15 protein-coding genes are annotated in these 12238 nt (G+C 63.8%); 10 read left to right on the plus strand and 5 right to left on the minus strand.

What is annotated here, in order from left to right; genetic code table 11:
* On the minus strand, positions 1 to 470 hold a 470-nt coding region (locus CQ14_RS22515; RefSeq protein WP_199805590.1), incomplete at its 3' end, for a flagellar biosynthetic protein FliO.
* 436 nt (positions 471 to 906) lie between these two features.
* Between CQ14_RS22515 and flgB the strand changes: the two genes are divergently transcribed.
* From flgB to CQ14_RS22560, 9 genes are all read left to right on the plus strand, one after another.
* Positions 907 to 1317 carry a flagellar basal body rod protein FlgB gene (flgB, locus tag CQ14_RS22520; RefSeq protein ID WP_057860035.1) on the plus strand — a complete coding sequence of 137 codons (411 nt, stop codon included), beginning with the start codon at positions 907 to 909 and terminating at the stop codon, positions 1315 to 1317.
* 26 nt (positions 1318 to 1343) lie between these two features.
* Positions 1344 to 1769, plus strand: coding sequence for a flagellar basal body rod protein FlgC (flgC, locus tag CQ14_RS22525; protein WP_057860036.1), 426 nt, complete (start codon positions 1344 to 1346; stop codon positions 1767 to 1769).
* Between the two features lie 16 nt (positions 1770 to 1785).
* Entirely contained in the window at positions 1786 to 2097 is a 312-nt protein-coding gene (gene fliE, locus CQ14_RS22530) for a flagellar hook-basal body complex protein FliE (RefSeq protein WP_057860037.1), read from the plus strand.
* A gap of 176 nt (positions 2098 to 2273) precedes the next feature.
* Positions 2274 to 2537 carry a flagellar biosynthesis protein FliQ gene (gene fliQ / locus CQ14_RS22535; RefSeq protein ID WP_057860162.1) on the plus strand — a complete coding sequence of 88 codons (264 nt, stop codon included), beginning with the start codon at positions 2274 to 2276 and terminating at the stop codon, positions 2535 to 2537.
* A gap of 14 nt (positions 2538 to 2551) precedes the next feature.
* Positions 2552 to 3322 (plus strand): flagellar biosynthetic protein FliR, encoded by a 771-nt coding sequence (gene fliR, locus CQ14_RS22540; RefSeq protein ID WP_057860038.1) that lies wholly within the window; start codon positions 2552 to 2554, stop codon positions 3320 to 3322.
* Between the two features lie 98 nt (positions 3323 to 3420).
* A complete protein-coding gene (gene flhB, locus CQ14_RS22545; protein ID WP_057860039.1) occupies positions 3421 to 4494 on the plus strand; it encodes a flagellar biosynthesis protein FlhB in 1074 nt (357 codons plus the stop codon).
* A gap of 147 nt (positions 4495 to 4641) precedes the next feature.
* On the plus strand, positions 4642 to 7206 hold the full coding sequence (cckA, locus tag CQ14_RS22550) for a cell cycle histidine kinase CckA (protein WP_057860040.1): 2565 nt from the start codon (positions 4642 to 4644) through the stop codon (positions 7204 to 7206).
* A 182-nt stretch (positions 7207 to 7388) separates the two neighbouring features.
* Complete coding sequence (locus tag CQ14_RS22555; protein WP_156435290.1) at positions 7389 to 8375, plus strand: Tim44 domain-containing protein; 987 nt, start codon at positions 7389 to 7391, stop codon at positions 8373 to 8375.
* Positions 8376 to 8520: 145 nt separating this feature from the next.
* Positions 8521 to 9204, plus strand: a complete 684-nt coding sequence (locus CQ14_RS22560; protein WP_057860042.1) for a lectin — start codon at positions 8521 to 8523, stop codon at positions 9202 to 9204.
* A gap of 148 nt (positions 9205 to 9352) precedes the next feature.
* Here the strand turns inward: CQ14_RS22560 and CQ14_RS22565 are convergent, their stop codons facing one another.
* Positions 9353 to 9772 (minus strand): DUF3606 domain-containing protein, encoded by a 420-nt coding sequence (locus CQ14_RS22565; protein WP_057860043.1) that lies wholly within the window; start codon positions 9770 to 9772, stop codon positions 9353 to 9355.
* Positions 9773 to 9956: 184 nt separating this feature from the next.
* On the opposite strand from CQ14_RS22565, the gene CQ14_RS22570 reads away from it, so the two are divergent.
* On the plus strand, positions 9957 to 10664 hold the full coding sequence (locus tag CQ14_RS22570) for a glutathione S-transferase (protein ID WP_057860163.1): 708 nt from the start codon (positions 9957 to 9959) through the stop codon (positions 10662 to 10664).
* 7 nt (positions 10665 to 10671) lie between these two features.
* Here the strand turns inward: CQ14_RS22570 and CQ14_RS22575 are convergent, their stop codons facing one another.
* The 3 genes from CQ14_RS22575 to CQ14_RS22585 form a co-directional block, all read right to left on the minus strand.
* Positions 10672 to 11031, minus strand: coding sequence for a GFA family protein (locus CQ14_RS22575; protein WP_057860044.1), 360 nt, complete (start codon positions 11029 to 11031; stop codon positions 10672 to 10674).
* Between the two features lie 39 nt (positions 11032 to 11070).
* On the minus strand, positions 11071 to 11745 hold the full coding sequence (locus CQ14_RS22580; protein ID WP_057860164.1) for a methyltransferase family protein: 675 nt from the start codon (positions 11743 to 11745) through the stop codon (positions 11071 to 11073).
* 229 nt (positions 11746 to 11974) lie between these two features.
* On the minus strand, positions 11975 to 12160 hold the full coding sequence (locus tag CQ14_RS22585; RefSeq protein WP_156435294.1) for a hypothetical protein: 186 nt from the start codon (positions 12158 to 12160) through the stop codon (positions 11975 to 11977).
* Between the last annotated feature and the right edge of the window lie 78 nt (positions 12161 to 12238).

Genomic DNA, 12238 nt, shown 5'->3' on the forward strand with positions numbered 1-12238 from the left:
GGCCGGCGGAGTTCGTCGGCGAAGGAGGGACGCGCGGGGCGCGGCGGCGGCTCCGGCACCTGCGGTTCGGCGGGATGATCGAAGCTGTCGGTCGATCGTGCATCGGCCCGTGCCGGCTCTTCGCTCCAGGCCGCATCGGGCAGCGGCGCAATCCGCGGCGGCTGCTCGGCGACCGCCGGACGCGGCGCCATCTGCTCGCGGTTGGGCATCGCGCGCACGATGTTGGGCTCGACCACGATGTCGCTCGGGCCGCCGATCATCAGCAGATGCTCGACATTGTCGCGCCGTACCAGCACGAGGCGCCTGCGGCCGTCCACGGCGGCGGCGTCGATCACGGCAAGCCGCGGCATCCGTCCGCGCTGGGTGTTGGCGCCGAGGCGGTTGTTGGCGAAGCGACGAACCAGCCATGCGGCCACGCCGATCAGCGCCAGAACGGCGATGAATGCGAAGAGGAATGTCAGTGTCTGCATTCTTTAGTCCCCGGCCACGAGCCGTTCTCTTGATGCTGGCTTCGACGAGTGCGGTCTTCGGTCTTCCCGTCCGAGCATGTTCCCCGGGAACACGAATTCCCGGCCATCCTGACCATGCCCCGAAGCGATCCGCAGCCGGCGAATCACGCCCGAGATCAGCCTTATTCCTTAATTCCCCGCGGCGAGCGCCGCCGTCCGGTTAATTAATAGACCAAGAATCGCTTGAGCCAAAACGACTTCTGAGCGCCCCAAGTCGCGTTGGTAGCTGCTGGTTAACGCAGTTTTCGTGGCGAAAATGCGCTCCTTTCGTCACCACAGCCGGGTATTCGCGGCCGTCCGAGGGCTCCGTGGGCGATTTTAACCAGCCGTTAACCATACACCGGGCAAATTCTGCCTACCTCCCGGCGCCTGCCAGAGGTTAACGGGGAACAGCTCGATGGCCATCAACGATCTTCCGATCCTGTCGGCGCTGCGCACCAAGATGCAGTGGCACCAGGAGCGCCAGCGCGTGCTCGCCGAAAACGTCTCCAACGCCAACACCCCGAATTTCCGGCCCAGCGACCTGGTAGAGCCGAAGTTCGACAACAAGGGCGCGAATGTCGGCGGCGCGATGGGGTCGCTCGCCATGATGCGCACCAGCGCGAGCCATATGGCCGTCTCCGGCGGCGGACCGAGTTTCAGGGGGGACGGCGGCAGGAGCGGCTTTCTGACCAGGCCTGCCGGCAATTCGGTCAACCTCGAAGACCAGATGCTGAAGGTCTCGGCCAACCAGATGGACTATGCGGCCGCCACGTCGCTCTACACCCGCAGCCTCGGCCTGCTCAAAACCGCCATCGGCAAACGCTGACGCAGCCCGATTAGGAGAACCGGATCATGGCAGATGAGGCAAGCGATTTCGCCCGCTCGATGAGCATCGCGACCTCCGGCCTGCGCGCGCAGGCGGGACGGATGCGGGTGATCTCGGAAAACATCGCCAATGCGGATTCGACATCACCGACCGCCGGCGGCGATCCCTATCGCCGCAAGGTGCCGACCTTTTCGTCCGCGCTCGATCGCTCGCTGGACGCAAGGGTGGTGACGCTCGGCAAGGTCAGGACCGACCAGTCGGCGTTTCGCGTCAAGCACGAGCCGAGCAATCCGGCGGCGGATGCGACCGGCCACGTCAAATATCCGAATGTCAATCCGCTGGTCGAAATGACCGACATGCGCGAGGCGCAGCGATCCTATGAGGCCAACCTCAACATCATCAGCGCCACGCGCCGCATGATTCAACGCACGCTCGACATCCTCAAGGCCTGAACAGGAACCATAGAAAATGGCTTCACCAACCGTTGCAGCAAATGCCTACGCCGCGCTTTCGCGCATCGTGGAATCCGGCGGCGCCGAGAAGGGCAACCAGTCCACCGGCGGCCCATCCTTCAGCGCGCTGCTCAAGGACGCCGTCGGAAGCGTGCTGGATGCCGGCAAGAAATCCGACTCGCAGGCCATGGCGATGACCTCCGGCAAGGCCAATGTCATGGACGTGGTGACGGCGGTGGCGGAAACCGATGTCGCGGTCTCGACGCTGGTCTCGGTGCGCGACCGCGTGATCCAGTCGTATGAAGACATCATGAAGATGCCGATCTGACGTGCCATGGGACGTCATCGCAGCCCGAGAGCTTCGTCATTGCGAGCGAAGCGAAGCAATCTATCGGGTCACAAACACAAATGGTTTGCTTCGTCGCTGACGCTCCCTTGCACAAACGCTTCGTGTTTGTTGCAGGCAATGACGGTGGAGCGTTCGCGCAGGAAGAGGAAATTGAAATGACCGGTGCCGAAACCCTCGACGTGGCGCGCGATGCGATCTGGACCATCGTGGTGGTGTCATCGCCCTTGATGGTGATTGGGCTCGTGGTCGGCGTCGTGGTGTCGCTGTTCCAGGCGCTGACCCAGATCCAGGAGCAGACGCTGATCTTCGTGCCGAAGATCCTCGCGATCTTCGTCACGCTGTTGCTGGCGTTGCCGTTCATGGCGGATTCGCTGCACGGTCACATGATGCGGATATCGTCGCGAATCATAGGCGGTTGATGCATTGTCCATGAATGCGCGTCGACATCTCTCTGCTGCCCGTCCTTGCCGCCACCTTCATGCTGGTGTTTGCCCGCGTGGGAGCGATGGTGATGCTGTTGCCGGGGTTCGGCGAGAGCAACATCCCGGTGCGCATCAAGCTCGGGATCGCGCTGCTGTTGACGCTGATCATCCTGCCGCTGCATCGCACCGCCTACCAGATCGACCTCTCCTCGATGAGCGCGCTCGGGGTGCTTCTGGTGCACGAGATCGTCATCGGCATCGTGCTCGGCGCCACCGCGCGCGTGACGCTGGCGGCGCTTGCGGTGGCCGGCTCGGTGATTGCCCAGCAGCTCGGCCTCGGCTTCGTCACCGCCGTCGATCCGACGCAGGGACAGCAGGGCGTGCTGATCGGCAACTTCCTCTCCATTCTCGGCATGACGCTGCTGTTCGCCACCGACACCCATCACCTCGTCATCGCGGCGCTGAACGAAAGCTACCGGATCTTTGCGCCGGGCGAATTGATGCCGAGCGGCGATGTGGCGGCGCTGGCCACGCGCGCCTTCGCGACCGCCTTCAAGATCGGCATGCAGCTCTCCGCGCCGTTCCTGGTGTTCGGGCTCGTCTTCAATATCGGTCTTGGCGTGCTGGCCCGGCTGATGCCGGCGATGCAGGTCTATTTCGTCGGCGTGCCGCTGTCGATCATGATCGGATTCCTGATCTTCGGCCTCGTCCTGTCAGCGATGATGGGAACCTATCTCAACTACGTCATCGGCGTGATGCACGAGCTGACGCCGCTGAAATAGGGCGGGATCCGGAAAGGCGGGTACCGGTTTTTCATCGCGACAAACGCGGAATGCGCTTGCGCTGAAATCTTGCTCAAACAAAAAACCAGAGCGCCGCGATGGCCGACGATTCAGACGATAAAACAGAAGACCCTACGCAAAAACGTCTCGACGATGCGTTGGAGAAGGGTGACGTCGCCAAGAGCCAGGAGGTCAACACCTGGTTCATCATCGCGGGTGGCACGCTGATATTGTCGACGTTCTCTGGATCGGTCGGCGGCGGCATCCTGATGCCGCTGCGCAACCTGATCGCCAATGCGGGCCAGCTTCGCACCGACGGCGCGGCGCTGCTCGCGCTCGGCAACACGCTGGGCTATGCCGTGCTGGGCGCGATCGGCGTGCCGCTATTGATGCTGGCGCTCGCCGCGATCGCCGGCAACATGATCCAGCACCGGCTGGTGTGGTCGTCGGAATCGCTCAAGCCGAAGTTCAGCAAGGTATCTCCGGGCGCAGGGCTGAAGCGCATCTTCGGCAAGCAGGCGCTGGCGAATTTCCTCAAGGGCCTGTTCAAGCTGATTGCGCTCGGTGCTGTCATGATGGCCGTGCTGTGGCCCGAGCGTCTTCGGCTCGAATCGTTCCTGCGCTTCGATCCATCGGCGATCCTCGGCGTCACGACCAACCTGACGCTGCAGTTGATGGGCGCAGTGGTGGCGATGCTGGCCGCGGTCGCGATCGTCGATTACTTCTTCCAGTACCGGCAGTGGTTCGAGCGCCAGAAGATGTCGCTGCAGGAGATCAAGGACGAGTTCAAGCAGTCCGAAGGCGACCCCCACATCAAGGGCAAGATCCGGCAATTGCGCCAGCAGCGAATGAAGAAGCGCATGATGGCCGCCGTTCCCAACGCCAGCGTCGTCATCACCAACCCGACCCACTATTCAGTGGCGCTGGCCTACGATCGCGGCATGGCGGCGCCGGTCTGCGTCGCCAAGGGCGTCGACAACGTCGCGTTCAAGATCCGGGAAATCGCCAAGAAACACGACATTCCGATCGTTGAGAACGTGCCGCTGGCGCGCGCGCTCCATGCCACCGTCGACATCGACGAGGAGATTCCGGTCGAGCACTACCATGCGGTCGCGGAGATCATCGGCTACGTCATGCGCCTCAAGAACGGGCTCGGCAGTCGAAGAATGTGATGGGAACCGCTGGAAAACCCCTTGAAATGCCTTCAACCTGTCAAATAACCGCCTGATGGACTTGCACTTGCAGGTCCGATTCAGGCACTCAGGAGGGGCGTGCGAATCCGCGCGTCTCCTTTTTGCCGAAGGGCCGTGCCTCTTCTGATGACCGCCGAAACCGACAGCCATCCGCCCACCGAGCGCTTCGCGGCCAATGAACCGGCGCGGCGGGGAGGTAGCATCGTGCTGGTGCTGCTGGTGGCCGCCGGCATTGTCGGGGTGGCGATCGCGCTGATGACCATCGGCCGCGCCCAGGCCCAGCCCTATATCCTGGGCGTGCTGGCGCTGCTGGCCATGGTCGGCCTGTTCAACCTGTTCGCCTTTGCCGCCGGTATCGTCCGTTTCACGGACCGCACCTCCGATGACCCCGTGATGGGCCGTATCGCCGATCAGGCCCATGACGGGCTGGCGGTGACCGACCCGAAGGGCCACGTGGTCTATTCCAACGCCGCCTATCTGGCGTTGACGGGAGCTGCCAGCCGCCAGGACGTGCGGCCGGTCGAGCGCGTCTTCATCGGCAACCCCGACGTCTCGGAGGCCGTGTTCCGCCTGCTCAAGGCCGCCCGCGAGGGCAAGCGGCAGCAGGAGGAGGTCCGCATCGCCGGCTCCGACGGTGCGCAGGGCCGCTGGCTGCGGATGCGCGTTCGGCCGCTCGGCCAGAGCAAGCGCGAAGCCAAATATGCGGTGTGGTCGATCGCCGACATCACGCGCGACCGCGAGCGCCAGGAGGATGTGTTCCGGGAGCTGCAGCATGCGATCGAATATCTCGACCACGCGCCGTGCGGTTTCTTCTCGGTCAATCGAGCCGGCGACGTCATCTATGTCAACGCCACGCTGGCGAACTGGCTGGATTACGATCTCGCGGAGATCGGATCCGGCGGGCTGAAGCTCTCCGATATCGTCTCCGGCGACGGCGCTTCGCTTCTGACCTCGATCGTGGCGGTGCCGGGCGAAGTCAAAACCGAAGTGTTCGACATCGACCTGCGCATGCGCGGCGGCAAGACCATGCCGGTGCGGCTCTATCACAAGCTTGCCTTCGGCGCCGACGGCTCGCCGGGGTCGTCGCGCACGCTGGTGATCAGCCGCACGCGCGACGAACATTCCGACCCCGAACGCGCCGCCGAAGTCCGCTTCATGCGCTTCTTCGATCATACGCCGATGGCGATCGCGACGGTGGACCGCGGCGGCGCTGTCGTCCGCGCCAATGCCCGTTTCGCCAAGCTGGCGCAAAGCCTGGGCGCTGACGGTGCGGCAAACAAGTCGATCTTCCGCGCGGTGAACGCGCGCGACCGAAACCTTTTGATCGCGGCGATCAACCAGGCCGCGGAAGGGCAGGGCGACATCGCGCCCGTCGAGGCCATGCTCGACGGCGCCAAGGAGCGTTGGGGCCAGTTCTTCGTCACCGCGGTCGAGGAGGACGAGCGCGACACCGAAGCCGCCATCGTCTACCTGTTGGAGACCACCGAGCGGCGCACGCTGGAAAACCAGATCAACCAGTCGCAGAAGATGGACATGGTCGGCCAGCTCGCCGGCGGCATCGCGCACGATTTCAACAACGTGCTCTCGGCCATCATGATGGCCAACGACTTCCTGCTGAACGCGCACAAGCCGACCGATCCGTCGTTCCAGGACATCATGCAGATCAAGCAGAACGCCACCCGCGCCGCGACGCTGGTGCGGCAACTGCTCGCGTTCTCGCGCCGCCAGACACTGCGGCCGCAGGTGCTCGATCTCGGCGATGCGCTCTCCGACCTCACCATGCTGCTGAGGCGGCTGATCGGCGAGAAGGTCAAGCTCGATCTCGTGCACGGCCGCGACCTCTGGCCGGTCAAGGTTGACGTCTCGCAATTCGAGCAGGTGGTCGTCAATCTTGCTGTCAACGCCCGCGACGCGATGCCCGATGGCGGCAAGCTGACGGTGAAGACCGCAAACGTCACGGCGGATGATTCCGCGCAGCTCTCCTACAAGGGGTTGCCGGCCGCCGACTATGTCCGCATCGACATCTCCGATACCGGTACCGGGATCCCGGCCGAAATCGTCGACAAGATCTTCGAGCCGTTCTTCTCGACCAAGGAGGTCGGCAAGGGCACCGGGCTCGGCCTCTCCACGGTCTACGGCATCGTCAAGCAGACCGGCGGTTTCGTTTACGTCGACTCCACGCCCGGCGAAGGTACCACGTTCCGCATCTTCCTGCCGCGTCACCGGCCCGAGCTGGAAGCGCAGCCCGACGCGCAGGCCGCCAATGGCGCGGCCAAGGAAGGCGCGGCCGAGCCGCCGAAGCCGCGGCCCGACCTGACCGGGCAGGGCACCATCCTGCTGGTGGAAGACGAGGACGGCCTGCGCTCGCTGAACGCGCGCGGGCTGCGTTCGCGCGGCTACAGCGTGATCGAAGCCTCCAACGGCATCGAGGCGATGGAGGCGCTCGACGAAAAGGACGGCGCCGTCGATCTCGTCGTCTCCGACGTCGTGATGCCGGAAATGGACGGCCCGACGCTGTTGCGCGAAATGCGCAAGCGCAACCCGAACCTCAAGATCATCTTCGTCTCCGGCTACGCCGAAGAGGCCTTCGACAAGAGCTTGCCGGAGAACGAGCAGTTCGCTTTTCTGCCAAAGCCGTTCGCGCTGAGCGCGCTGGTGGAGAAGGTCAAGGAGACGATGACGGCCAAGTAAACGCCCACGTAAAACGCGTGGCCGAAAGCCTGCTTGCGCATGGTGAATGCGAAGTTCACGGCCAAATCGTCACATCCCCGCGACTGAGGGCCGCAGCCGCAGTTCCCGATATTTGCTTCACTTTTGGGTCGCTCTGCCCATCTTAGGGGCACTTCCCCATGGAGGGGAACGAGGAAACAGATATGAATTTCACGCAGACTGCGCGCGGAATTGTAAGGGCCTTCGCCATTGTCCTTTCGGTGGCGGTTCCCTTGGCGATCACGATCTCGGCGGCTGACGCCCGCGTTGGCGGCGGCGGCAGCTCGGGTTCGCGGGGATCGAAGACCTTTTCGGCGCCCCCGAGCACGACCACTGCTCCGGGCACGGCGCAACCCATGAACCGTACCTTCACCCAGCCGGGCACGCCCGGAATGGGCGCACCGGCGGCTGGCGCAGCCAACAAGGGTGGCTTCTTCAACCGGCCTGGCATGGGCATGCTCGGCGGTCTCGCCGCAGGCTTCCTTGGCGCCGGCCTGCTCGGCATGCTGTTCGGCGGCGGCTTGTTCTCCGGTCTCGGCGGCCTGTCGTCGATCATCGGCCTCTTGCTGCAGATCGCCCTGATCGTGATCGTGGTGCGGCTGGCGATGTCGTGGTGGCAGCGCCGCCATACGCCGGCGTCCGCCTACGCGACCGGACCGGCCCCCGGCGGGCCTGCCGAAGGCCCCGGTGCACAGAGCAGCTACCGCTCCGGACTGAGCGGCTTCGGGCTGGGATCGAGCCAGCCGGCGCTGGAAATCCAGCCGGCCGACTATGAGGCGTTCGAGCGCTTGCTCGGCGAGATCCAGGCCGCGTGGTCGAACGAGGACGTCGCCAAGCTGCACACGCTGGCGACGCCGGAGATGGTGTCCTACTTCTCCAAGGACCTCGAGGCGAACAAGGCCAACAACGACGTCAACAAGGTGTCCGACGTCAAGCTGCTGCAGGGCGACCTCGCGGAAGCCTGGCGCGAAGGCGAAACCGACTACGCCAGCGTGGCGATGCGGTTCTCGCTGGTCGACAAGACCCTGGAGCGCACCACCGGCCGTCTGGTCGCGGGCAGCGAAACCCCGACCGAAGCCACCGAGGTCTGGACCTTCGCGCGCCGACGCGGCGCCGATTGGGAACTCTCGGCGATCCAGCAGACCAACTGATCGCCAGTACAAAGACGACAGAGGCGCTGCGGCTTGTTCCGCAGCGCCTTTTTCTTTGCGAGAATGCCAGCTTCATCTCGCGCCGGAATAATGCCTGCTGCGACGTGTTGATGACAACGAACCAAAAACAAAAGGGAGAAACCAGATGAAGAGCTTCGCCAGAATCATCTCGCCGGCATGCTTTGCATTTACCGCCATATCGGCTCTCGCCAGCGCGCCCGCGCAGGCGCAATCGGCCGATACCAGTTTCTTCCTGACCAGCAACGGCATCGGCAATGGCGGCAATCTCGGCGGTCTCGCCGGCGCCGACAATCATTGCCAGACGCTGGCGCAGGCAGCAGGCGCAGGCGGGAAAACCTGGCGGGCTTATCTCTCGACGCAGGCGGCCGATGGTGCGCCTGCCGTGAACGCGCGCGATCGCATCGGCAAGGGGCCGTGGAAGAATTCCAAGGGCGTCGTGGTCGCCAAGGACGTCGCCGATCTCCACAGCGCCAGCAACAACCTCACCAAGCAGACCGCGCTCTCCGAAAAAGGCGAGGTCATCAGCGGTGCCGGCGACTCGCCGAACCGCCACGATGTGCTCACGGGATCGCAGGCGGACGGCACTGCGTTTGCGGCCGGCGAAGACCGCACCTGCAAAAACTGGACGAGCAGCACGCAAGGCGCCGCGATGGTCGGCCATTTCGACCGCAAGGGTCTGCGCGACGATGAGCCGTCAAAGTCCTGGAACACGTCGCATCCCTCGCGCGGCCCGGATGGCGGCTGCTCACAGGCCGACCTGAAGAGCACCGGCGGCGACGGGCTGATGTATTGCTTCGCGGCGAACTGAGTTCGCACCGTCATTGCGATGAGTGGAAGCCGTAGCGCGGGTGAAGCGAAGCGAAACCCGGGTTCTCCCGCGTGCGGTCCCGTATTGCGCTTCGCTTTATCCGGGCTACGAATCCCCGCAAGCTGCGGCTTGCGTTAAAAGGCCGCTTCTACGCAGCCTTTTTCTTTGCGCGTTTCTTGGTCGTTTTGCCGGGAGTCTTCCTGGCGCTCTTCTTCGTCTTCTTCGCAGCCTTTCGCCTGGCGAGATGGGCGCCGACCGCCTTCGATGAATGCCCGACCGCGGCGACGGCGGCCTTCAATCTGCCGGGTGTGACGTTGAACTTCTTCGACCAGTAGCTGACTTCGTAGGGTTGACTAACCGCGATCCGCGCCCGGTCGGAGGCCTTGTGCTTCTGCAGCTTGATATAGGCTTCCACATTCCTGGCGGAGTGCCCGACCTTTTTGACGGCGGCTTTCAGCTTGGCCGGCGTGATCTTCATTTTCTTCGACCAGTAGGCGACCTCGTAAGGCTCGCTCAGCGCGATCAGCCCGCGATCGGCCCCGCCGCGCTTCTTCCTGTTGTCCGCCATCCGCATTCTCCTGTCGTGTTGAGAAATCGACGCTTCGAACGGAAGCAACCTAACACCCCAGCGAGCGTTCGGACAGTTTCGGGGTGCGGAGATCTGCGCAACCGGCCGACGTCGCGTTTAGCGTGACGAACCAGCCGCGGAGTGATTTGTTATGTCGGTGAAACCGGCAGCGGAGGTGTCATCGATGCGTTACGAGCTCTATTACTGGCCCATGATCCAGGGCCGCGGCGAATATGTCCGCCTAGCGCTCGAAGAGGCCGGCGCCCGCTATGACGACGTCGCGCGCCGCGGCAACGGCATGGCCGCGATGACGCGGATGATGGACGCGGGGAAGGGAACGCCGCCCTTCGCGCCGCCGTTTCTCAAGGACGGCAAGCTCGTGATCGGGCAGACCGCCAACATCCTGCTGTATCTGGGATCGCGTCACGGGCTCGCGCCGAAGGCGGAGGCCGGCAAGCTCTGGGTGCACCAGTTGCAACTCACGATCGCCGATCTGGTGCTCGAAGTGCACGACACCCATCATCCGCTGGGGCCCTCGCTGTACTACGAGGACCAGAAAGCGCCGGCGAAAAAACGCACCGAAGAGTTCTGGAAGGAGCGCGTGCCGAAATATCTCGGTTACTTCGAGGACCTGCTCGCCGCCAATGGCGGCGCTTATGTCACCGGCCGTCGCCTCACTTACGTCGACCTGTCGCTGTTCCAGATCGTGGAAGGACTGCGCTACGCGTTTCCGAAACGGATGAAAGCGTTCGAGCGGAAGATTCCCGGCCTGGTCGAACTGCGCGACCGCGTTGCCGCGCGGCCGAACATCAAGACCTATCTGGCCAGCGACCGGCGGATTGGGTTCAACGAGGACGGGATTTTCAGGAGGTACAAGGTGCTGGACGGGTGAGCCGCCGTCACATGTTCCGTCCGTCCACCGGCGTCATCTTCAGCTTCGATAGTTCAATGCCGTCGATGCAGCTCACATTCAGCGCCACCACGTCGCTGCCGTCGGGCTTCTTGCCGCGCGCGAAAACGTCGACGCCGCAATCGACGCAGAGCTGGTGATGGATCGCGTGCTTGTTGAAGAGATATTCCTTCAGATTTTCCTCGCCGGCCCGGAGTTGAAAGCTTTTCGGGTCGAGGAAGGTGAAGTGCAGACCCTTCTTGGTGCAGATCGAGCAATTGCAGGCGGTGACCATCGCCAGGTCACTGGTGCATTCGAAGCGGACTTGGCCGCAATGGCAGCCGCCGGTGTAGGTCTTGCTATCGGGCATCCGGGTCGACCTCCGCTAGTCGCTCACCAAAACCGTCTGTCACCAGACTCCTGGCACCAGACGATAGCGCACGCGCGCGGCATAGTCAGCATAGCCGGGCAGCCCCTCGACCAAGGCGCGCTCCTCGATGCGGGCGCGAATGGCGAACAGCACGGCGAATATCGGTGCGATCGCCACGCCCCACCATGATCCCAGCAATAGCGGGACGCCGACGAAGAACAGCATGATGCCGCTGTACATGGGATGGCGGACGAAGGCATAGGGGCCGCTCGAGACCACGTGATGCTGGCGCGCGGCCTGCACCTTCACGACGGGTGCGGCAAAGGAATTTGCACGGAACACCCACATGATGAAGGCGGTCGAGAGCAGGTACATCGCAAGCCCCACCACCTGCAGCAGGAGCGGAAATTCGGAGGCGTGCGCGCGCCGGTCCAGTCCGGTCGCGATCAGCCAGATGAGCGTCGCCAGGACGAAGACAAGCATGAATTTCTTGTCGGCGGCCGGCTGGTCGGCCTGAAACGTCGGCCGCATGCGCTCGGCAAGCAGGGCGGGATCGGTTTTCGCAAGCCACAATCCGCAGGCGGGACCGATGATCGCGCTGACGGCCAGAAACACCCACGCCGCCGGCCAGTGCAGGGAGCCTGCAGATGCAAACAACAGCGCGCCGAGCGCGACAACGAAAAAGGTGTTCTGCAGCAGAAGCTTTGCGATCATGCGCGGGTTCCGTTCGCCCACGGTCAATATGATCGCGCGATTCTTCGGCAAACTTGCGGCGTCGAGGTGAGGTGAGGCACCACGTTTTCGCGGGGCTGTCATACCCGCGAAAGCGGGTATCCAGTACGCCGCGGCTTGTCGAAGATTCGCTGGCGTCTCTGGAATACTGGGTCACCCGCCCCAGTGCGCAATTGCGCACAAGGCGGGTGACGACGACAGAGGAGCTAGATCAAACCAACCGATCGACCCGCGTTCCCTGTCCGGGCGGCAGGGGAGCGACCAACGTCGGCTGGGGCGTGCGGGTGCCGTCGGCGGCGGCGCCGTTCTGTACGTCGGGGGTCTTGTCGGGAGCCTTGAACACGGGGACTTCAGGCGCCTTGACCACGACCGTTGCGGGCACAGCAGAGACATCCATCGGAAGCATCCTTTTGGTTGCCTCCGACACTGGCCGGTTTGAAACGAACGATTGGTGAATCCATCGCGGCAATCCCGC

Origin of the sequence: Bradyrhizobium lablabi, assembly GCF_001440475.1 — a bacterium.
In the GTDB taxonomy this organism is placed as follows: domain Bacteria; phylum Pseudomonadota; class Alphaproteobacteria; order Rhizobiales; family Xanthobacteraceae; genus Bradyrhizobium; species Bradyrhizobium lablabi.